Below are 21,871 nucleotides of genomic sequence, written 5' to 3' on the forward strand. Positions count from 1 at the left end.
CCGCGCCCGCACCCGCCCCCCCCGATGCGGGGCGCGGGCCCGTCCGCGACTGTTGGTCGCGGGGGTGGGGGGCCGGTGTGGGGGACCCCCGGCCCCACCTCTGTTTTCTCCTTCTGGCGAGGATCCCCGGTCCGGGTGACCGGCCGGACCCACAACGAAGGAGGGGGCGGTCCCCAGGACCGCCCCCTCCCCTCCGGCGGCGAAACCGAAGGGCCAGCCCGTCAGGCCACGGGGCTGGACTGGTAGGAGAACAGCTTCCACTCCCCGTCCCTGCGCACGGAGATCCACACCGTCCTCGTTCGGTACTCGGCCGCAGGAGACTCCTCACCCTCCTTGGCGACCCCTCCCTCAGTGACGACGACCGCCGTCCCCTCGTCGAGGAAGCGCATGTCGATGGGGCTCTCAACCAGGCGCGTGCCCTTGAAGGATCCGGTCAGCGCGCCGGTCATCGCCTCACGGATCTCCTCACGGCTCGTGTACTGGTCGTCCCCCAGGAGCAGGCTGCCGTTCTCGACGAAGACATCGGCCAGCGCGTCCCCGTCCCCGGCCTCCCAGGACGCCCGGGCACGCAGGACCGCGCTCAGGGCGGCTCCCTCCTCACCGTTGGGGAAGGGTCCGTAACTTCCAGCCCACTCCTTCGCCTGGGCGACGAGCGAGGCGGCGTCGTTGGCCATCGGTGTTCTCCTCTCCCGGCCGCTCGGCCGGACTCCACGGTTGGTCGATTCGGAGCTCGGGCGGGGTCACCAGCGAAGGGTGGCGCCCTCTCCACGGGGGCTGTTCTGGTAGGCGGCGAGCTTCCACTGCCCGTCCCTGCGGACCAGGACCCACGTCGAGCGGACGGCCAGCTCGGGGTCGATCTCGGTCTTGCCGGGCGCGAGGATGCCACCGTGGGTGCGCAGCAGGGCCACGTCGTCCGCGGCGAAACGCACGTCCACGGGTTTGCCCGTCACCCCGGTCCCCTTGAACGGCCCCGCGTAGGCCGCGGTCATGAACGCGCGGATCTCCTCGCGGTTCTTCTTGTAAACGTCGCCGGGCAGGATCATGACGCCGTCCTCGGTGAAGGTGTCGGCGACCTTGTCCCCGTCGTTCTCCTTCCAAGCGGCGACCAGCTTGAGGGGAACGCCGAGGACCTCCTTCTCGCGGTCGGAGGTGAAGGAGCCGTAGTAGTCGTCCGGGCCCGCGGACTTGGTGGGTGCCTTCGTCGACACAGGTACCTCCATGATCGTTTCGCTCTGGTCCGGATCCGCCGCGCCCCGTCCTGAGTGACCGGCGTTTCCGTTCCTTCATTTTCTCCTCGAAACAGAAACCGAACATCTCCTGGATTGTGCTGATTCAGGGAATGGAAATGAGCAGACGAAAAGCCGCAACCGAGAAGTCGTTCCACTCTGGCGGAAAGTGCGATTCTCCGAGGAGCCCGGCCCGCGCACGGACGAACGTGCAGGAGTGCCCGGGTCCAGAGCCGGAAGGAGCAGACGGTGCAGAACGCCCCGAACCGAGAAGAGCTCGTCAAACGCGCACGGGCCGTACAACCCCTCGTGCGCAGGCACGCGCCATGGCAGGAGGAGAACAGGAGGCTGCACGACGAGGTCGTCGAGGCCCTCGATGACGCCGGTGTCTTCCACATGCGTGTACCGACCAGGTACGGCGGCTTCGAGTCCGACGCCCTGACCATGTCGGAGGTGGCGGCCGCGCTGGCGAACGCGGACGGCGCCACCGCGTGGACCGCCTCCGTCTCGTGGATTCCCACCTGGATGGTCGGCATGTTCCCCGACCATGTGCAGGAGGAGGTGTTCTCCACCCACGGCGGGCGGGTCTGCGGCACCCTCAGCCCCAGCGCCATGGCGGAGCCCACGAAGGGGGGGTTCACCGTCAACGGCCGTTGGGGGTTCATCAGTGGCGCCCCCAACAGCCACTGGCAGGAGATCATCGCGCTGGCTCCGACACCCGACGGCGCGGACCGCTATCCCGTGGTGGCCCTGGTCCCCTTGTCGGACCTGCGAACCGTCGATGACTGGCACGCGGTCGGGCTCCGCGGCTCGGGAAGCGTCAGCACGGTGGCCGAGGACGTCTTCGTCCCCTCTGAGCGGGTCGTCCCCCTCATGTCCGTCCTGAGTGGGGAAAGCGCTTCCGAGGCCAATCGCGAGCTCCCGATGTACAGGGCGCCGTTGTTGGCCGTCGCCGCCGCCGCGTCGGTGGGTACACCGACCGGCCTGGCCGAAGCCGCGCTGGAGCTCTTCCTGGAGCGCGCCGGTGAACGTGGGATCACCTACACGGACTACTCACGACAGATCGACGCTCCGATCACGCACCTCCAGGTGGCGGAGGCTTCGCTGCGCACCGACCGGGCACGGTTCCACGGTGAGCGCACGGCCCGGCTGCTCGACGTCAAGGGCGCTCTGGGAGAGGAGTGGTCCCTGCTGGAGAGAGCTCGCTGCCGGGTTGACGTGGCCGCCGTGTGCAAGCTGGCCAAGGAGACGGTCACCATGCTCGGCGAGGCGAGCGGGGGGCGGTCCGTCTACACGGACCTTCCCATGCAGCGGATCGTACGGGACGTCACGGCCCTCAACCTGCACGCCCTGATGTACCCCGAGACCGGCTTCGAGCTCTACGGAAGGGTGCTCTCCGGACTCGAACCCAACACCCTCTACGTCTGACGACGAGCACTCCCCCGGAAAGGGCGGTACGACCTTGTTCGACTACGTGATCGTGGGAGCGGGCTCGGCTGGCTGTGTACTGGCCGCGCGCCTGAGCGAGGACCCCGACACCAACGTGTGCCTCATCGAGGCGGGTCCCGCGGACACCTTCGAGAGGATCCACGTTCCCTCCACCTTCGGCCATCTGTTCCGGACCGAACTGGACTGGGACTACCACACGCACGAGGAGCCCCACCTCGGGCGCCGGAAGGTCTACCTTCCAAGGGGGCGCGTCCTCGGCGGGACGAGCTCCATCAACACGATGATCTACGTCCGTGGGAACCGCGTCGACTTCGACGGCTGGGGCCAGGCCGGGTGGACCTTCGAGGACCTCCTTCCCTACTTCCTCCGCGCCGAGGACAACGAGCGCGGGGCCTCGCGGTTCCACGCGACCGGCGGGCCGCTCTCCGTCTCCGAGAACCGTTCCCGCAATCCGATGTCCACGGCCTTCCTCGAAGCCGCGGCGCAGGCGGGCCACCCGACCAACGACGACTTCAACGGAGAGGCGCAGGACGGCTTCGGCTTCTTCCAGGTCACCCAGAAGGACGGGATGCGGGCCAGTACCGCCACCGCCTATCTGCGTCCGGCGGCGGCCCGTCCCAACCTCACCGTACGAACGGATACCAACGTCCACCGAGTCCTCATCGAGGAGGGCCGGGCGACGGGGGTCGTGGTGGGCGGCGCTTCGGGTGAGGAGGTGGTCCGCGCCGAACGCGAGGTCGTGCTGTGCGGCGGGGCCTACAACTCACCCCAGCTGCTCATGCTCTCCGGGCTGGGACCCGCCGACGCCCTGCTGCCGCTGGGCATCGGAGTGGTCGCCGACCTGCCCGGCGTCGGTGCGGAGCTCCAGGACCACCTGCTGCTTCCCCTCGTCTACACCCACGACCATCCGATCAGCCTCCTCACGGCCGGTTCCGCGGAGAACGCACGGCGGTTCCAGGAGGACAGGTCCGGCCCGATGACGTCCAACGGTCCGGAGGTCGGCGGCTTCGTGCGCACGCGCCCGGACCTGCCCGCCCCCGACGTGGAGTTCCTGACCGCACCCGTCATGTTCGCTGACAGCGGCCTGGCGGCGCCGACCGGACACGCGCTGTCGTTCGGGCCGTCCATGCTCACCCCGACGAGCCGGGGGCGCGTGGAGCTGGCCAGCGACGTCCCCACAGCCAAGCCACGAATCGTGCACAACTACCTGGGCACGCCGGAGGACGTGGACTCGGCGGTCGAGGCGCTGCGCATGGGTTTGGAGATCGCCCGTCAGGACGCCCTGCGGGACTACACGAAGACGCCCTACAGGGTGCCCGCCTCGGAATCCACGGACGACCTGCGGGACTTCGTGCGCATGTACGCCCACTCGATCTTCCACCCGTCCTCCACCTGCGCGATGGGCAGTGTCGTCGACTCCGAACTGCGGGTCAGGGGGGTGGAGGGACTGCGTGTCGCCGACGCCTCGGTCATGCCGACCCTGGTGCGTGGCAACCCCAACGCGGCGACGATCACGATCGCGGAGCGCGCCGCGGACCTGGTCCGGGGCGTCAGTGGGGCGCCGACGGGCTGACCCTCCGAGCCGAGCCCTCGCGCCTCGGGACCGCCGACCCTTGGTCGGCGGTCCCCACACGTATGTCGGCCGCCCTGCTCACACTCTGGGCGGCCGACACTCGCCTGGTGCGGTCCGCTCCGAAACCGGGACCGACACCCGCCGACTCAGGAGGGCTCCGCCAGGGCGTCCCCGCTCTCCTCCTCCTTGCCCCCGCTCCCCCCGGTGGAGGCCTGGGACGACGCGGGCGGGACGTGTCGCAGTGCCACGGTGACGACCAGGGCGAACAGGACGAGGAGCGCCGCACCCGCGATGGAGACCAGGTTCAGCCCGTCCATGAACGCCACCCGCGCCGCGTCCAGCAGCGCCCCGCCCTCGGCGGCCGGGAGGGACTCGGCGGCCGCGACGGCCCCCGCCAGCGAGCTTTCGCCGGGGGTACCCGACATCTGGCTCTGGTAGGCGGCGGTACCGACACTGCCGAGCAGGGCGATACCCAGGGCGATGCCGAACTCACCACTGCTCTCGGACATCCCCGCCGCAGCTCCGGCCTTCTCCTCCGGCGCCGAACTCACGACCAGATCGGTCCCCAGGGCTCCCATGGGGCCCGTCCCGAAGTAGACGAGTGCATAGCCGAACACCACCAGGCCGAGGCCGCCGGAGGGCCCCACCGTGGCCAGGAGCAGGCAGCCGACGGCCCCGAAGAGCATGCCGGCGGCGATGACGTAGGCCGGTCGTATCCACTCGATCAGCACGGGCGCCGACATGGATCCGAGGATCATGCCGCCGGCGGCGGGCAGCAACCACAGCCCGGCGGTCAGCGGGGACATCCCGGCGACCAGCTGGAGGTACTGGGTGACGAACAGGGACACCCCCGCGACGGTGAAAGTCGCCATCAGGATGCCGACCAGGGCCGCGCTGAAGGACCGGTTCCGGAACAGGGACAGGTCCAGCAACGGCTCGGCCAGTCTCTGCTGACGCACCGTGAACAGCACGCCCATGACCGCACCGAACGCCACGGACCCCAGCGGGATCGCCCCGAAGTCGCCGGAGGCGATCTCCTTCAGCCCGTAGATGACCGGAAGCACGCTGGCCAGGATCAGAGCGGTGCTGGGCAGGTCCAACCGGGCCGTGCCCCTGGCCGGGGTCTCCGGCAGCAGGAAGGGCCCGACCGCCAGGAGCAGCACCATGACCGGTACCCCGGCAAGGAAGACCGATCCCCACCAGAAGTACTGGAGGAGCAGACCCCCCACGATCGGTCCCACCGCGAACCCGACCATGAAACAACTCATCCAGACGGCGACCGCGACACTCCTCTGGCGCGCGTCCTGGAAGATCGTGCGGACCAGTGCCAGCGTGCAGGGCATCAGGCTCGCGCCCGCGATACCGAGCAGCGCTCTGGTGAAGATGAGCATCCAGGCACTGGTGGAGAAGGCCGCGGCGACCGAGGCGGCGGCGAAGACGACGGCGCCGACGAGTAGGAGTCTGCGACAGCCGATGCGGTCGCCGAGCGTTCCCATGATCAGCAGGAACCCGGCGACCATGAAACCGTAGATGTCGGTGATCCACAGGAGCTGAACGCCGCTGGCACCCAGATCCGCTGTCAGGTGTGGCAGCGCCAGCAGGAGGATGCTCAGATCGATGGACAGCAACAGCGTCGGTAGGGCGAGGACCGCGAGCGCGATCCACTCCCGGGCGTGCGCGCGGGGTGCGGTCCCCTCGGGAGCGGAGGTGTTGTCGACCATGACGGCTCAGCTCCCGTACTCGTCGCGCAGGCGCCACCACGCGTACGGCGCGCTCTGCGGGACGCCCTCGGGGCTGTCCTCCCAGAGTTCCTGTCGGCCCAGCGGGGTCAGGTCGAGGAGGCTCCAGCTGGTGCCCAGCTTCTCCACGCCCCGTCCCTGGGTGAAGTAGGTCCGGTACACGGCGTCCTCGTCCCGGATGAACACGCTCAGCCCGAAGTTCTCACCACCGTCCACGGTGACGCCCATGTCCTCGTTGAACCCGCTCCCGAAGGACGAGTACCAGGGCACCGTCCACCCCATCCGCTCACGCACGGCCGCGATCTCCGGGTACGGGGCCCGCGAGACCACGGCCAACGTGGTGTCCCGGGCGTTGAGGTGCTCCGGCTCGCCCAGGTTGTCCACGAACATGGAACAGCCCTCACACTGGTGCTCCGCACCGGGCGGGAGCATGAAGTGGTACACGATCAGCTGACGGCGCCCCTCGAACAGGTCCGCCAGGGAGAACTCCCCGCTACCTCCCGTGAACACGTACTCCTCGGACATCCGGACCGCGGGCTGCCTCCGACGCTCGGCCGCGAGCCGGTCCTGGACCCGGGTCAGCTCCTTCTCCTTGGCCAGCAACTCCTCGTGCGCCTTGTTCCACTCGGCGGGTGGGACCTCTTCGGGCAAACGCATGGCTTCCTCCTTCGACGTACGTTCCGGTGCGGGTCGGCGACAACGCGGGGACGACCCTCCGTTCCCCACGCTGTCACCCCGCCCTTACGGTCGGCTGTCCGTCGCGCTTACGGTGCCGCCGTACCGGAGCGTCAGAGGTCAGCGCTGGTCGCCTTCGAATTCTGGTAGGCGGCGATGAGCCAGCCACCGTCACGTCGCACCATCACGCACGTCGCGAAGAAGGCGAGGTCGTCCGTGTCGGCGGGGACACCCGGAATCTCGACCCGGCCACGTGTGAAGACCAGTGCGACGCCCTCCCGCACGAACCTGACCTCCAGGGGTTCGACCACGACCCCCGTGCCCTTGTAGGGGCCCTCGAACCCCTGGGCCATGAACCCCCGCACGCCCTCGCGACCGCGCATGTAGGCGTCCCCGATCAGCGTGGCGTCCTCGTCGAAGAGTGCCGCGAACGCGTCGGCGTCGTTCTCGGCCCAGGCGGCCTCCACCTCCTTCACTACCGCTCGTACGGCGGCTTCCTCCTCGCTGCCCTCCCACACCGCGTTCCTGGTCATGTCCGGTCTCCTCTGCCTCTGACTCCGGTGAGCCTGGTGCCCGCCGGCCGCTCCACCATGCTTCTGGCGGTCACGGGATCGGACGTCTCCTCCCTTGCCGCACGGAGACGGGGAGGAGGCAGTGCACAAGCGGGAGGAAGCCAGGGCCGCAGTACGGGTCCCAGGATGGCTCCGAAAACCCGCCCCGAAACCGGAGAGGTACGCAAGTGACCGACTCGTTCCGCCCTCCACGGCCCCGGAGCTCCCGAAGAGTGTGGAGCCCCGTGCTGGTGACCGCCGCCCTCGCGGTGTCCCTCGTCGCCGCGCCCGCCACCGCCGACTCCGGATCTCCACCGACCATGACCGGGAAACCCTCCACGGAGCTCCCGGCAGAGGAGGTCCGGCTCCCGACCGGTGACACCGCGCGGCTTCTGTCGGAAGCCGGCACGGTCTCCATCGACCCCGGTGAAGGCCGAGACGGCGTCCGCTTCACGACCGTTCGGCTCGGGGAGCGGTCCTACGTGCTCCCGTCCGACGCCCACGGCCGCGCCTCCAGCCCGGGGAACCCCGGACAGGCCCACGAACTGACCGCCGGGACACCCGCCACCCGGCAGTCCCGGGATGACACCTGCGCGAGGGACACCTGCCACTCACTGACCGTGCGTCACACGGGTCCGGACGGTGAAGCCACCGACGGAGCCTCCTCGATGGTCCTCGGTCTGGACAACGAGCTGATGGAGTTGGGCGCGGACACCGCCAAGCTCGAATTCGACCTCCCCGAGGGCCGCTACATGATCGTCACCGACGTCACGGACTTCGACGACCCCGAAGCGGACTGGCACCGACTGGTCCGTCCCCTCCTCGTGCTCGACGGGGACACCGAACTGCACATGGACGCCACCACGACCCGGCCTGTCGGGACCGAACTGGCCGATCCAGGAGCCAAGCCCGCCCTGGTCGAGGTCGGCGTGGGAAACCAGGCGGGCGACGTCCCGGTCAGCGTCTCCCTCAGGGCGGACGCGTTCTCCGGCCTGCACACCGCGGGGATCGGCCCGGACGGCGACGCGGACGGTCACGACGGCCTCACGTCGTTCGTTGCCTCCACCTGGGCCCACCCGAACGCCGACGGGTCCTATCTCGGGTCACCGTCCACCTACCACCTCCTGGACACCATCGAGGGTTCCTTCCCCACGGGTTACGCGAGGACGGTGGTCCCGGAGGATCTGGCCGCGGTCACCGCCGAGCACCTGTCGCAGACCCCGGGAAACGGCGCGACGAAGGCGATGTTCGGTACGGCGCCCGGCGTGGACCACTCGGCGACCGTCTTCCTGCCGCACGCGCTGCCCTCCACCACCACTCACCACATGGAGCCCGGGGACGTGGAGTGGAGCAGCGCGTTCGGAGAGAACCGCGAGAACGGGGACGGACGCGTCGAGGACGTCACCGCCCTGGGTTCGGTGGCCCGTTCCTACGAGGCCGGGCGGGACTACACCGATCGATGGAACGCCTCGGTGGTCGGGCCCATGTTCCTGTGGTCCGAACACGCGGTGCGGACCGACGACGAGTTGTGGTTCGGCATGCCCATGTACTCCGACCAGGACAGGCACCAGGGCGGATCACGAACGGACTCCGCCTCGATCCGGCTGTTCGAGGACGGCGCGCTCGTCGCTGAGTCGGAGACCGGGCACCTGAACGCCTCCCTCTCCCCAGGTGACGCCGAGCTACGGCTGGAGAGCCGGACCTCGCGCGGGTCCGTGTCAGACCTCTCCACCCGGGTGGAGGCCACGTGGACGGTCACCTCGGCCTCGACCGGTTCCGAGCAGGAACGGCTCCCTCTCCGAGTCGTGCGCTACCAGCCCGAGGTGGACGAGTGGAACTCGGTCGACGCCCGGGGCGTGCTCCGGCTCCCGTTCACCGTCGAATCACAGCCGGGGTCCAACGCGGGGTCCATCGAGGACCTGAGCATCGAGGCGTCAGGCGACGACGGCGACACCTGGAGCGCGGCCCGTGTGGTCCCGCGCGGGGACGACACGTACACCGCGATCATCCGGCTGCCTCGCCACGGAACCGAGTACGTCTCCCTCCGAGCGGAGCTCACCGACTCCGACGGCAACTCCCTGGAGCAGACGATCGAACGCGCCGTGCGCCTGGGCTGAAATCCGCAGTGAACACCACGAATCCCGGAGGTTCCCGTGAAACCCCTTCGATCCACGGTCCTGGCCGCCTGTGCCACCGCCCTCACGGCGGCATCACTCCTTTGGGCCGCACCCGCCGCGGCCGTGCCCTCGCCCACGTCGGTCCCCTCGTGTCTGTCCGTACCGGCCGACCCGGCGCTCACCGCCGGAGGCACACACGTGGGCACGAGCGCGAGCAGTACCTGCGGGGCACCGACCGTCCTCTGGCTGGTGCGCCTGGCCACGCCCACACAGCCCCGTCTGATAGAGGAGCGCTTCGTCCTGCCCGGTGCCACCGGGTCCGTCCGGGTCGACTGCCGTCGCAGTGGAACCCATACCTACGAGGCCGTGGTCTGGGACCCGAACATGATGTTCAACCGAGTGTCCGACACGGTCACCCTCACCTGCTGAACGACAGGCGAACTCACTGACGATCCCGGGGCGCGGGCCGGACGAGCGCGAAGGCCTCCTCCGGGCTGAGTCCGCTCCCCTCGTCCGTCCCCGCCTCGAAGTCCGCGGCGCCGAGCACACGACGGGACACCTCCTCGACCCGTCGGACGTCACCGTTCTCCGCCTCTGGGAGCGGGGCCCCGACGGACTCCCGTGTGGCTCGGGCGGCACCCAGCAGCCGAGCGGAGACAAGGTGACGATCCTGGGCCGCCGTGGCGGACGCCAGACCCTCCAGGGACAGCGCGACGGCCCGAGGGTCTCCGACCCTCGCGGCGGCCGCGTACCCCTCCTCTTGGAGTCGCAGCGCGTCGCCGACCCTGCCCTGGAACTCCGCCACCAGCCCCAGTTCGACCAGGAGCAGCGAGTCCACGACGTCGGTGTCCACCTCGGAGCGGCGGTTCCACTCGAGGACCCCCTCCAGGTGGTCGCGGGCCTGTTCGAGCTCCCCCTCCCGACGCGCCCCGAGTCCGAGACCGATCCGGGCGAACAGTTCGCCCACCTTGTACCCGCAGCCGGACGCCAGCCGGACGGCCCTCTCGTGGTGCTCCCGAGCTCCCGCGTAGTCCTTCTCCAACAGGTCGAGCCGGGCGAGGCCGGTGACGGCGTCGGCCTCGTCGGGCCACATACCGAGGACGCGCGCCCTCTGGGCGCTGTCCCGGTGCAGTTCACGAGCCCGCTCGTAGTCACCGACGGCCTCGGCCAACGAGGCCAGGACGAACGAGGCGTGACTGACGCCCCAGTCGTCTCCGAGCTCCGCGAACAGACCCCGACCGCTCTCCCCCAACCTGCGCGCGACCACCAGATCCCCTCGGGACAGGGCCTGCCCCGCCAGCACGCAGGCCGTGGCGGCCTCGGCCCAACGGTCCCCGGACTCCCGAGCCCGCGCCAAGGCACGCTCGGCCAGGGGTTCCCCCGCCGTGTCACCCCCGGTGCTGAGCAGCGCGTAGGAGAGGAACCAGGACGTCCTGTGCGAACAGGCCCCGTCCGAGGAGAGCAGTCGCTCCACGATCCGTCCCGCCCGACCGTCGGTGTCCGCCCCGGCACCGTCCAACAGGGCGAGGCCGAGCCACCAGCCGTCCACGTCGTCGCGGGCCCGCACGGGGAGTGCGGCGCTCTGACCGGAGAGTTGGTGGAGCAGGGCGCGCCCCTCGGCCATCCTCCCCCGAAGTACCCAGTACCAGGTCAGCGGCTCGACCAGCTCCCAGGCAGCAGCCACCTCCTTCGCGCGTAGGGCGGACTCCACGGCGGCACGGATGTTCGACGACTCCGCGTCCAACCGGGCCAGGGCCCCGCGCTGCCTGGTGCCGTTCAGCAGCGGTGCCGCGTCGCGTACCAGCGCGGTCTGGTTCTCCCAGTGACGCCGGGACACCGACTCCCGTTCCTCCGAGTCCTCAAGGCGCTCGGCCGCGTACGCCGAGATGGTCTCCAGGAGGCGGAACCGTCGCGCCGCGCGGGCGGGAGCGTCGACCGGTGGCCGCTCGGAGACGACCAGGGATCGGTCCACCAACCGGGCCAGGGCTCCCGCCACAGCCTCACGCCGGACACCATCCCCGGAGCACACGGCCTCCGCGGAGGCCAGGTCACAGCCGCCAGCAAACACCGAGAGGCGACGCAGCACGGCGCGTTCCTCGTCCTGGAGCAGGTCCCAGCTCCAGTCGATCACCGCGCGCAGTGTGCGACCACGGCGTCCGGAGGTGGTGCGTCCCCCGTCCAGCAGGTGGAAACGGCCGTCGAGGCGTTCGAGCACCTCCCCCACGCCCAGGGAGCACACACGAGAGGCCGCCAGTTCCAGGGCCAGTGGCAGCCCGTCCAGACGTCGGCAGAGAGCGACGACGTCGGCCGCGTTGTTCCCGTCCAGCGCGAACCCGTGGCAGGCCGCTGCGGCGCGCTCCACGAACAGGCGCACCGCGGAACTGCGCGAGGCCGACTCCGGGGACGGATCCTCCTCCGCGCCCGGCAGGTCCAGGGGGGTCACCTCATAGCGACGCTCCGGTGGCAGGGCCAACGGCTCACGGCTCGTCAGGAGGGCCCGCGTCCCCGGAGCGTGGCCGAGCAGCGTGCCCATCAGAACGGCCAGCGGCTCGACGACGTGCTCTCCGTTGTCCACGACCAGAAGGAGGTCGCGTTCGGCCAGCGCCGCCACGACCGACTCCTGCGGGGTGAGGGGTCCTGTGCCCTTCCTGAGGTCCAGGGCCAGCGCCACCTGAGCGAGGAGGGGGTCCGTGTCGGTGGGGTCCGCCGAGGACGCGAGGTCGGCCAGTTCGACGCACACCACGTCGTGTCCCTCCTCGGACTCCAGCGCGGCGACCTCCCGAGCTACGCGGGTCTTGCCCACGCCTCCCGGACCGACGAGGGTGACGAGCCGGTGGTGGCACAGGAGTTCCCTGACCTCGTCCAGCAGCGCCTCCCTGCCCACCAGACGGGTGAGGCCGCGTGCCGGGGAGCGGGGTGGCCGTGACGGCTTCGGCGGGGGCGCGGGAAGGGAGGACACTGCCCCTCGCAGGATCGAACCCTGGAGTTCACGCAGCGGCTCGCCCGGTTCGAGGCCGAACTCCTCCGAGAGACGAGAACGCAGGTGGGCGTAGCTCTCCAGAGCCTCGCTGCGTCGTCCCGCGCGGTGCAGGGCCGTCATCTGGGCCGCCCGCAGACGTTCCCGAAGCGGGTACCGGCGAACCAGCTCCTCCAGCTCCCCGATGACCCGGGTGTGCTCACCCGCCTCGACCAGCGCCTCAGCCCTGGCCTCCAGTGCCGCGACGCGCTCCTCGTCCAGCCGGCTGGCTGACGCACGGACTGCGGACTCGTCCTCGAAGTCGGCGTAGGCGGGCCCCCGCCAGAGGTCGAGTGCCTCGGTCAGGACATCGGAACGTCTTCTGGGGTCGTCCTGACCGCGTGCGGCTCTCAACAGGTCGAGGAAGCGCCAGGAGTCCACTCCGTCGCGTGGCACGGCGAGGAGGTAGCCCGCGTCCCTCAGGGTGACCAGTTCCCTGGCGTCCTTCTCCGCACCCTCCAGGGCCCGGCGGAGCTGCGACACCTTGGCGTGCAGCGCGGCCCCCGGGTTCTCCGGTGGACGGCCCTCCCAGATGTCCTCGATCAGCCGTGACGGGGATACCGGACGCCCTTCCGCGAGGATCAGTGAGGCCAGCAGCGCCCGGACCTTGCGCCCCGGAACGGTGACCCGATCGCCCGACTCCGTCCACACGGCCACGGGGCCGAGAACTCCGAATCTCATAGGCTTCCGAAGACACGCCCCGCGGAAACTGGCGCCGCGACGTGTCCTTCCCCTCCGCAGTCGGCGTGACCGCGCGCGGTTTCGCGGCGGCCTCGCGGCCACGTTACTCCCGCGGGTGACCGACCACCAGCGTCCACGACACGGCCGCCGGTCGCCCGGGGGGTCGGCCGCGACGCTGATGGTCGGCGAGGAACCATGGGTACGGTCAGGCGGGACCTCCTCTGTTGCCCGCCCCCGGGGTCAGCTCCGGAACTGGCCGGGGCGGCGGCCCTCACCGGCGGGGCCCCGGTAGGCCTGGGCGATGTCCAGCCAGTGGTTCGCCTCCGCGCCCACGGCGCTCACGGCGAGGTCGTCGCGGTGGCGGCGGCGTGTCACCAGGAGGCAGAAGTCCGCGGCCTCCCCGGTGACGCGCTGTTCGGCGTCGGCGGGGCCGAACTCCCACTTCTCCCCGGAGGGCGAGGTGAGCTCGAAGCGGAACTCCGTGTCCGGTGGGGTGAGCCCCCGGGACTGGTAGCCGAAGTCCCAGGTCAGAATCGCGAAGCCCACCACGTTGCCGATCCGGTCGGTGCGCTCGGGGACGACGCCCAGCGCGTCCGCGATGTCCTGCCCGTGGGCCAGGACCTCCATCATCCCCGCACAGGCGAGGACGCCCGGGGGGATCGGGCGCACGAGCCAGGGCACCGGCTGGTCCGCGGGGGCGGCGGCGAGCGCCTCCACGGCGAAGTCACGGTCGGCCCGCCAGCGGGCGAGCAGTCTCTCCGGGTCGTCCAGCGGGTAGGTCGCCAGGACCGCGTTGACGGCGCCGTCGAAGTCCTCGCTGGCCTTGGCCGTCATGGCGGCGAAGGCCTCGGCGTCCGAGGCGGCCGTTCCGGCGAGCCGGAAGACGAAGCACAGGTGAGCGACCTGGTGGGCCACGGTCCACCCGGTCGCCGGGGTCTCCCGGGTCCAGTCGGCGGGGTCGAGATCGGCCACGAGGGTGTCGATCTGGGCCGCCTCGGCGGACAGGTGCCCGATGACGGCGGGCAGTTCCGTGATGACGTTGGGAAGGTTGTTCACGGCTGGTTCCTCTCGTTCTCCGTTGGTGTCTGGTGGGTCCGGGGCGAAGACGCGCGGACGGTGTGGCGGGCCGCGGTCATGGCGGCCCAGGAGACGGCCCGCACGAGGGTCGCGTCGTCGGCCCCCGTCTCCCGGCACGCGGCGACGGTCGCGTCACCGACCTGGTAGGAGGCGCGGGCGGTGAGCAGGGTCAGACGGCCGAGGGGGCGATCGGCGGCGGGAAGGTCTCCGACCGCCGTCTCCGCCCAGGAGGGGCTGACCCCGGCCGGCCCCGTTCCGTGTTCGGCGAGGTGCCGGTGGACCAGGCCCCGGACCGTGCCGGGAAGCACGCGGGCGCCGGCCTGCTCGATCGCGGAGACGGCGGCGGCCAGGGCCCGCTGGATCCGGGGCTCCCCCGCGGCCCAGCGCAGGTCGTCCTGTACGGGGGACCGCCGGGCGGTGTCCGGCAGCAGTTCGAGGGAGGTCCCGGGGACGGCGCTCCCCCGGTCCCCGGCGATGACGGCGCCCGTCGCCCGTCGCAGCGGCCCCCGGACCGGCGCGGGGGCGAAGTCGGGCAGGGGCGAGTCGGGCAGGAAGACGTTCACCAGGCGGTTGATGTGCTCGAAGGTCAGCGTCACCGCGCCCAGTTCGGCCCGTTCGACGGGGTCCCCGGTGGACCGGACCCTCTGGTCGTGCGTGCCGACGTCCGGGGCCAGTGAGTCGAGCGTGGCGCCGTGCACCTCCACGCAGTAGGGACAGGAGTTGTCCCGGGAGACGGCGGTCGCCACCGCCTCCCGGGCGGCCCGCGAGGTGCGCCCGTCGACCAGCAGAGACTCACGCAGCGCCACCCAGGTGGCCGCCGCGCACTCGGGAGCGGGGGTGAGCAGCGCGATCGGTGGCGCGAGGACCCCGAAGTCCCCCTCCAGCTGGCGGTAGAGGGCGGCGGTGCCGCCCCGGGCCGCTCGCGGCGGAACCGGACGCACGTGACGCACGTCCCTCAGGGACCTTCTGACCGCGGCTCTCAGAGCGGTCCGGAACACGGAGCACCTCCCGGGGTTCGGTGACGGGGGCCGGGCGTCTCAGGTCCTCTGCCCGACGAGTTTGAGGACGCCCCCGCGACCCGACGTGGCGCCGTCGGGAGCGGGAGCGCCGTACGTGACGTCGACGCCGCGTTCGCGGGCGGCGTCGACGATGCCCGGAACCGAGCGTTCGGCCAGGGCCGCGATGGTCATCGCGGGATTGACCGTGAGGGCGCCGGGGACCGCGGATCCGTCCGTGACGAAGATGCCGGGGTGTCCCCTGAGCTCGTGCCGGTCGTCCAGGGCCGAGGTGTGCGGGTCGTCTCCGATCCGGCACGAGGCCAGGGGATGGACGGTGTAGGCACCGACCAGGTCGTTGGTCCACGGCGCGACGCTGGCGATCCCGTCCTTCTCCAGGATCTCCTTGACCTCGGCGTCCGACTGGGCCCAGCCCTTCAGGGTGTTCATGGTGGGGCGGTAGCTGAGGGTCCCCCGGCCCAGCATCTGCTGGGAGAGCCGGGTGGCGTTTCCGGTGGGCGGAGGGGCGCCGAAGACGCCCTCGTTGTCGTCCTCGCTCATGGTGAAGACGATCAGCCACGACTTCCAGCGGCGCAGCATCTCCTTCTTGTCGGCGCCGAACCAGGACGGGGCCGGGGCTCCGGGGACCTGGGCGAGGATGGTGCCGAGCGCCGGCGGGAAGTAGAGCTGTTCGAGGGAGTAGCGGGAGTACTCGGGCAGGGCCGCGTCCAACCGGTCCCAGTTGGCCACGCAGGGGCCCTTGCCGACCTGGAAGGCCTCGTAGGCCCGCTCGTCGTCACGTTCCAGGCCGAGCACGTCGCGGACGCGGTCCTCGTCGACCACCGCCGTGTTGAGGCGTTCGCCGTTGCCGGAGAAGTAGCGGCCGACCGCGTTGGGCATCGTGCCGAGGTCGGGCTCGGAGCGCTTGAGGATGACCGGGGTGGCACCGGCACCCGCGGCGAGCACGACGATCTTGGCGTCGATGCTGCCGGAGTCCGTCCTGATCCGGTAGTCGTCCTCGTCGATGACGTCGTAGTGCACCCGGTAGCCGCCGTCGTCCGTCCGCTCCACCCGCTGCACCTCGTGCAGGGGCCGGATCGTCGCCCCGTGGGCGAGGGCGGCGGGCAGGTAGTTGAACATCAGGGACTTCTTGGCCTCGAAGCGGCAGCCCGCCATCATCCAGTTGCAGTTGACGCAGGTGTCCTTGTCGACCGCGACCGGGACGGGGTTGGCCGTGCGCCCGGAGTGGTCGCAGGCGGCGCCCCAGAGACCGCCCGGGTAGCTGACGTCGTTCCAGTCCTGGGTGCGGACCCCCATCGCCTCGGCGACCCGGTCGTACCAGGGGTCGAGGGTCTCCCTCGTGACGGCCTTCGGCCACATGCGCCGGCCGATGGACCCCTTGCGGTCGAAGACGAACCGGGGTGCGCGCGGCAGGGCGGCGAAGTACACCATGCTTCCGCCGCCCACGCAGTTGCCGCCCAGGATGCTCATCCCGTCGCCCACGGTGAAGTCGAAGGCCCTGGTATAGGAGGACCCGAGGAGGAAGTCGTGTTCGAAGTCCTCGCTCTCCAGCCAGGGGCCGCGTTCGAGCACGGTGACCCGCGCACCGCCCGCCGCCAGGTGGTAGGCGGTGATGGCTCCGCCGAATCCGCTTCCGACGACGAGCACGTCTGTGGTGTCGGTGGTGCTCATGCGGGGCTCCCCGAGGAGGTCGTGTCCGGGTGGAGGCGGGCCAGGGGCCTGCCGTAGGAGTACTCCTTGAACCGCAGCAGACCGTCCGGGTCGGGTGCGGCGAAGCCCATGGCCGTCAGCCCCGGGTGTCCGTTCGCGATGGCGACGGGGGTGCTGATGTGGGCCGCGCTGTCGTAGGCCATGTTGCAGAAGAGCGAGAGCATCACCCAGAACTCCTTCTCCGGGTGGCCCGGCGAGGTCAGGGCCCTGACCAGCGCGGTGCGTTCCTCGAAGGGCAGCTGGACGAACGGCGGCTCCTCCTCGGTCAGGGGCAGGGCGCACAGGTCGGCGTGGTGGCGGGCGTGGTCGTTGAGGAGGCCGACGAACTCGCCCAGACCGGAGGTGACCCCGGTGGCCGGTGTCCTCAGCAGCTCCAGCGCCCCGGCCTCGACCGCCCCGGCGTCGTGCGATCGCCCGGCGATCGCCGTGTCGTCGGGGGTGCGTCTGGCCCCGGGAAGGATGGTGTCGGCGAAGGCCTCGAGTGTTCGTGTCTCAACGCTGTCAGCGTCCGGGATGCCCTGGGGCATGGTCGTCTCCTCTGTGGGGGGTGTCACGCCGGATCCGAGGTCCGGTCAGCCGTTCCGCGCGCGGCGGACCGTCATGGGCAGTCCGTCCTTCACGCGCAGCGAGAGCATGGGTTCCGGCACGGCCCTGTGTCCCGGCGCGAGCGTGAGGCGCAGTTCCCGGGAGACGGTCGCCAGCACGAAGACCGCCTCCAACATCCCGAGGTTGCTGCCGACACAGACCCGGGGGCCCGCCCCGAAGGGGATGTAGGAGTAGCGGTGCCGGCCGTCGCGGTGGGCGGGGTCGAAGCGCTCCGGATCGAAGCGCTCCGGGTCCTCCCAGGAGTCGGGGCGCCGGTGCAGGGTGTAGGGGCAGATGAGGACGTCCGAACCGGCCGGTACGTGGTATCCGCCCACCTCGTCGTCGGCCAGGGACTTGCGAGGCAGGATCCACACCGGCGGGTACAGCCGCATCGTCTCCTGCACGACCATCGTCGTGTAGGTGAGTTCGTGCAGGTCCTCGTAGGTGGGTGGCCGGTCGCCCAGGACCCGCACCGCCTCCTCCCGGAGGCGCTCCGCCGTGCCCGGGTTGCGGTCCACCAGGTAGAACGCCCAGCTGAGGGTGCTGGCCGTGGTCTCGTGTCCGGCCAACAGCAGGGTGACCAGCTCCTCCCGGACGCGGCGTGCGCGGGCGCGGGGGTTCGGCTCGGTCGCGGCGTCGGCGAGCACGCGGGAGAGCGCGTCGTCCCCGCCCTCGGGGACGTGGTCCCGGACCAGGCGGCCCACGATGCGCTGGAGTTCCCTGCGGGCGCGCCGGAACCGCGTCTGGGTGGGGAAGGGCAGCCAGACGGGCAGTCCGTTCATCGTGACCATGTCGAGCATGGCCTGGTCCTGGACGGCCTCGAAGGACTCCCCGATCGTGTCGAACGCGTGGAGGTCGGTGTCGAGCAGTGTGCGGCCCAGGACCCCCAGGGTCAGTCCGGTGGCCTCGGCCGCGACGTCCACCGGCCCGTTGCGGGAACGCGCCCAGAGGCGGTCCACGAGGGCCGCCGCCTCCTTGGCCACGGCGTCGGCCTGACCGGCGATCCGCTGGTGGCCGAACACCGGCCGCATGGTCCGGCGCTGGGCCTTCCACAGCTCGCCCTCGCTGGTCAGGAGCCCGTCGCCCAGAGCCCTCTTGGCGTGGACCTGGCCGATGCCCTTGTGGTAGTTGGCGCTGTTCTCCGCCAGCACGCGCCTGGCGTGGTCGGGGTGGTTGAAGAAGTACAGGGTCTTGGGGCCCGCGGCCATACGGACGGCGTCGCCGTGGTCTGCGGTCGCGGTGGTCATCATGGCGAGCCGGTCCGTGACGAGGTCGCGGAGCATGGCGGGCGCCGCGGACAGGGCCGTGCGCGGTGGGTGACGCAGGTCGGGCCGGGTCACGACACGCCCCCCTCGCGCGGGACGAGCTCGCGGGCCAGGGAGGCCCGCCACTCCTCGTAGTGCGGGCGGGCGGGATCGGCGACCGGTCCCGAGGCGTCCGGGCGCAGCTCGCGGGAGGCGCGTGCCGCGCTCTCGGCGTCCGTCCCGCAGAGCACGGCCGCGCCGAGCTCCGCGTGGGGGACGAGCAGCCCGGCCCGGATCCTGGCCTCGGCGGCGAAGGCGCTCCCCTGCGCGAGGAAGCCCCGGTGTCTCCCCGCGTGCTCCCGGAGCCGGTGGAGTTCGGCCTCCTCCGCCCCTCCCGCATAGGTGGCGGCCAGGCCGATCCCCGCGTAGAGGTCGGAGTGCCGGGAGGCGGGAAAGCGGTCCACCAGCCGGGCGACCTGGTCGACGTCGGTGCCGCCGACGAACCACAGGGCCCGACCGATCCCCTGGTCGGCGGCCCGCAGCGCGTAGGCTCCGTCCCCGGTCCGCCGTGCGGCCCTGGCGTCACGGACCTGCCGGTGCACGTACTTTTCCGTGTGGAAGTAGGCCTGGTGGAATCCGTAGCCGTCGTGGACCAGCCACCTCAGCAGCGGGTCGAGCCCCCCGGTGTCCGGCCACAGCGGTCGCGGGAGACGGGCCATGGCCCAGCCGATGCCCACGTAGGCCATGTACACGTGTGCCTCACCCGGCCCGCGGAGGAAGTCCGCCGTCCGGCGGCTGCCCGGCAGGATCCCGTCCAGGAGCGCGAAACCCATGGCCGCGCCCTCGTAGGCGAAGCCCTGGTAGCGGGTGGGCAACGCCGTCAGCCGTCGGTCCGTCGCGGACGGGGACCCCGTCTCCACCGCGTCCCCGAGGCCGGTGAGGAAGGACTCCCCCACCGTTTCCAGGACCTCTCGGGCCTGCGGCCCCTTGTCGTGGAACCCTCGGGTCTCCAGCCTCGTCTCGGATGCGTTGGGTGTCATCACCCGGCGCCTGAGGGCGCCCACCACGGTGGCCAACTGGTCCTCGCTCCCGTCGATTCCGGATCGGTCTGTCCCCCATCCTTCTCGCGGCGGCGCCTCCGGATCTACTCAGGAATTGCCGTGCCGAGGGAGCACGGGGTCGTCGCACGCTAGGAGAATCGGCGGCGTACTCCGGCACGCCACTTCTCGTAGGCGGGTTCGTCGTCTCCGGCACCCGGTTCGACCCGCTGCTCGTCGGCGAGCACGGCCGCGGCACCGGAGTCGAGGCCGGTCAGGGCTCGGACGGCGGGCTCCGTGTGGTCGGGAACGTGCCCGGAGAAGACCCGGGCCTTGGCCGCGAAGACCGCTCCCTGGCTGACGTGCGGCGCGTCCTCACCCGCCCGGTCCAGGAGCACTCGGAGCTCCTCGGGGGCCGCTCCGCCCGCGAAGACCGCGGCGAGTCCGACCCCGCTCCACAGGTCGGCGCGTCGCTGGCGGGGGAAGCGCCCGACGGCGGCCGCGACCCCGTCGTGGCGGGCTCCGTGGACGAACCACAACGCCCGCCCCACCCCCTGGTCGAAGGCACGGGGGAAGTAGTGGGGCGCTCCCTCCCAGGGGTAGGGCTCGGGCGTGCGCCGTTGGTCGATCCAGCGCGTGGCGTCGAAGTAGGCCAGGTCGAAGCCGTAGCCGTCGACCGCCAGCCAGCTCATGGTCGGGTGGTAGGGGTTGCCCTCCAGGTCCGGCAGGACGTTCCGCCAGAGCGGGCGGGGCAGCCGGGACATCGCGAAACCGATGCCGATGTAGGAGAGGAAGGTGTGGGGCAGCGCGGGCCCGAGCATCAGGTCGCGTGTACGGTTCCTCCCACCGAGGGGGAGGGCGTCACGGATCGTGTAGGCCATGGCCACGCCCTCGAAGGCGAATCCGCGCAGGTCCGACGCGACCGTCTCCAGCCGCCGTTCCACCTCCTCGGGGTCCCGGACCTCGATCCCCCACTCGAAGCCGCAGACCACGGCCTCGGGGATTCTCTCCAGGTGGCGGGCCGAGGGGGAGTCCCGGCCGGGATGCCCCAGGTGGGTGAGTCCGACGTGGTGGAGCCGCGGCGTGAGCAGCATGCGTCTGAGAGCGCCGACGGGGCGCGGACGGGCGCCCATCTCAGGCGACGGTCTGACGGATGCAGGCGGCGCGGGTGAGCTTGCCCTCGAACGCCAGCGCCGGAGCCGCCAGGGTGATGGCGAGGGGCGCGTCCGTCTCCTGGACGTCCTCCAGTGGCAGATGGACGAAGGTCCGCAGGCCCCTGGCGATCCTCACGGGGTGCCGGGTAGAACTCATGAGCATCCTTCCCGAACGCGTGCGATCGCTCTTGGGAACCGCGGCGGCGATGACCACGTGCGGCCCGGAGGGGACGTCGGCGATGGTGAACTCCGCCCGTCCCGTCGCCGAGAAGACCTCGAAGGCCACCGGTGATCCCTGGGGCACCGATTCGGGAAACACCGCGACGATCACGTCAACGGGTCCGGCCTCCTCCGGAACGTCGACCGCGCCGCTGATCGTGTGGGACGGCCCCGGGGTGCCCGGCTTCAGGAACCGGGCACGGCGCATCTCGTCCATCTTGGGCAGACAGGAGTACTCGTGGGAGACGACGACGAGCAGCTCGGCCACGCGCGGGTCACGGTACTGGGTGGGGGACATCCCCACCGCGCGGGTGAATCGGCTCGTGAAGGTGCCCACACTGTTGTAGCCGACCCCGCAGACGATGTCGGAGACCGTGAGGTCGGTCGTGAGCAGGAGCCGCTTGGCGGCGAACAGGCGTACGGATGTCAGGTATCTGCCAGGGGGTACACCGGTCGCGCGAGCGAAGACCCGGGAGAAGTGGTAGGGGCTCACGAAGACCTCGGAAGCGATCTGGTTGAGGGTGAGCGGCTCCGTGTAACGCTTGTGCATGGTGTGGATCGCTTGACGGACGGACCTGTCCATTCTCTCCATACGGTTCTCCCAGGCGCAGCAGACGTCAGGAAACTCTTCGCATTCATCCGAACCGGGGGGCCGGGGTTCGGCGTACACGCAAGTCAGTCATAAATAACTCTGAAACAGAAGAAGCCGAGACTGACAAGATGAGGCACCCAAACCAGCGGGCCTCTAGTTCACACGGGAATTCAAATCAAACATGACCACCGCACCAACTTTCCGCTCCGG

18 protein-coding genes are annotated in these 21,871 nt (G+C 70.9%); 4 read left to right on the forward strand and 14 right to left on the reverse strand.

Annotated features, from left to right (window positions below; genetic code table 11):
• Positions 1-221: 221 nt before the first annotated feature.
• A complete protein-coding gene (locus tag ACFW3L_RS00660; RefSeq protein ID WP_378734790.1) occupies positions 222-674 on the reverse strand; it encodes an SgcJ/EcaC family oxidoreductase in 453 nt (150 codons plus the stop codon).
• A gap of 66 nt (positions 675-740) precedes the next feature.
• Positions 741-1,208 carry an SgcJ/EcaC family oxidoreductase gene (locus ACFW3L_RS00665; RefSeq protein WP_378734792.1) on the reverse strand — a complete coding sequence of 156 codons (468 nt, stop codon included), beginning with the start codon at positions 1,206-1,208 and terminating at the stop codon, positions 741-743.
• A 267-nt stretch (positions 1,209-1,475) separates the two neighbouring features.
• On the opposite strand from ACFW3L_RS00665, the gene ACFW3L_RS00670 reads away from it, so the two are divergent.
• A complete protein-coding gene (locus ACFW3L_RS00670; protein WP_378734794.1) occupies positions 1,476-2,654 on the forward strand; it encodes an acyl-CoA dehydrogenase family protein in 1,179 nt (392 codons plus the stop codon).
• Positions 2,655-2,688: 34 nt separating this feature from the next.
• Positions 2,689-4,248: a GMC family oxidoreductase gene (locus tag ACFW3L_RS00675; protein ID WP_378734796.1), complete on the forward strand. Its 1,560-nt coding sequence runs from the start codon at positions 2,689-2,691 to the stop codon at positions 4,246-4,248.
• A gap of 146 nt (positions 4,249-4,394) precedes the next feature.
• Here ACFW3L_RS00675 and ACFW3L_RS00680 read toward each other — a convergent pair whose 3' ends face one another.
• The 3 genes from ACFW3L_RS00680 to ACFW3L_RS00690 all read right to left on the reverse strand — a co-directional run bounded on the left by ACFW3L_RS00680 (position 4,395) and on the right by ACFW3L_RS00690 (position 7,195).
• A complete protein-coding gene (locus ACFW3L_RS00680; protein WP_378734798.1) occupies positions 4,395-5,969 on the reverse strand; it encodes an MFS transporter in 1,575 nt (524 codons plus the stop codon).
• 6 nt (positions 5,970-5,975) lie between these two features.
• Positions 5,976-6,644: a DUF899 domain-containing protein gene (locus ACFW3L_RS00685; RefSeq protein ID WP_378734800.1), complete on the reverse strand. Its 669-nt coding sequence runs from the start codon at positions 6,642-6,644 to the stop codon at positions 5,976-5,978.
• A 131-nt stretch (positions 6,645-6,775) separates the two neighbouring features.
• Entirely contained in the window at positions 6,776-7,195 is a 420-nt protein-coding gene (locus ACFW3L_RS00690) for an SgcJ/EcaC family oxidoreductase (protein ID WP_378734802.1), read from the reverse strand.
• Between the two features lie 263 nt (positions 7,196-7,458).
• On the opposite strand from ACFW3L_RS00690, the gene ACFW3L_RS00695 reads away from it, so the two are divergent.
• The gene (locus ACFW3L_RS00695; protein WP_378734805.1) at positions 7,459-9,330 is read left to right on the forward strand and encodes a hypothetical protein; all 1,872 of its coding nucleotides are present in this window, start codon (positions 7,459-7,461) and stop codon (positions 9,328-9,330) included.
• Between the two features lie 198 nt (positions 9,331-9,528).
• Entirely contained in the window at positions 9,529-9,759 is a 231-nt protein-coding gene (locus ACFW3L_RS00700) for a hypothetical protein (RefSeq protein WP_378734807.1), read from the forward strand.
• 13 nt (positions 9,760-9,772) lie between these two features.
• Here ACFW3L_RS00700 and ACFW3L_RS00705 read toward each other — a convergent pair whose 3' ends face one another.
• The 9 genes from ACFW3L_RS00705 to ACFW3L_RS00745 form a co-directional block, all read right to left on the reverse strand.
• The gene (locus tag ACFW3L_RS00705) at positions 9,773-13,027 is read right to left on the reverse strand and encodes a BTAD domain-containing putative transcriptional regulator (protein ID WP_378734809.1); all 3,255 of its coding nucleotides are present in this window, start codon (positions 13,025-13,027) and stop codon (positions 9,773-9,775) included.
• 240 nt (positions 13,028-13,267) lie between these two features.
• Positions 13,268-14,083 (reverse strand): TIGR03084 family metal-binding protein, encoded by an 816-nt coding sequence (locus tag ACFW3L_RS00710; RefSeq protein ID WP_378734811.1) that lies wholly within the window; start codon positions 14,081-14,083, stop codon positions 13,268-13,270.
• Positions 14,080-15,054 (reverse strand): carboxymuconolactone decarboxylase family protein, encoded by a 975-nt coding sequence (locus ACFW3L_RS00715; RefSeq protein ID WP_378734813.1) that lies wholly within the window; start codon positions 15,052-15,054, stop codon positions 14,080-14,082. The genes ACFW3L_RS00710 and ACFW3L_RS00715 overlap by 4 nt, the downstream gene beginning before the upstream one ends.
• Before the next feature lie 87 nt (positions 15,055-15,141).
• On the reverse strand, positions 15,142-16,791 hold the full coding sequence (locus ACFW3L_RS00720) for an FAD-dependent oxidoreductase (protein ID WP_378734815.1): 1,650 nt from the start codon (positions 16,789-16,791) through the stop codon (positions 15,142-15,144).
• Positions 16,788-17,357, reverse strand: a complete 570-nt coding sequence (locus ACFW3L_RS00725) for a DUF5987 family protein (protein WP_378734817.1) — start codon at positions 17,355-17,357, stop codon at positions 16,788-16,790. The genes ACFW3L_RS00720 and ACFW3L_RS00725 overlap by 4 nt, the downstream gene beginning before the upstream one ends.
• Positions 17,358-17,402: 45 nt before the next feature.
• The gene (locus ACFW3L_RS00730; RefSeq protein ID WP_378734820.1) at positions 17,403-18,755 is read right to left on the reverse strand and encodes a cytochrome P450; all 1,353 of its coding nucleotides are present in this window, start codon (positions 18,753-18,755) and stop codon (positions 17,403-17,405) included.
• Positions 18,752-19,699, reverse strand: a complete 948-nt coding sequence (locus tag ACFW3L_RS00735; RefSeq protein ID WP_378734822.1) for a DUF1702 family protein — start codon at positions 19,697-19,699, stop codon at positions 18,752-18,754. Before ACFW3L_RS00735 ends, ACFW3L_RS00730 begins: the two co-directional genes overlap by 4 nt.
• A gap of 149 nt (positions 19,700-19,848) precedes the next feature.
• Entirely contained in the window at positions 19,849-20,829 is a 981-nt protein-coding gene (locus ACFW3L_RS00740; RefSeq protein WP_378734824.1) for a DUF1702 family protein, read from the reverse strand.
• A gap of 1 nt (position 20,830) precedes the next feature.
• Positions 20,831-21,619, reverse strand: coding sequence for a helix-turn-helix transcriptional regulator (locus ACFW3L_RS00745; RefSeq protein WP_378734826.1), 789 nt, complete (start codon positions 21,617-21,619; stop codon positions 20,831-20,833).
• Positions 21,620-21,871: the final 252 nt, after the last annotated feature.

The organism is Nocardiopsis sp. NPDC058789 (assembly GCF_042745575.1).
Taxonomy (GTDB): domain Bacteria; phylum Actinomycetota; class Actinomycetes; order Streptosporangiales; family Streptosporangiaceae; genus Nocardiopsis; species Nocardiopsis eucommiae.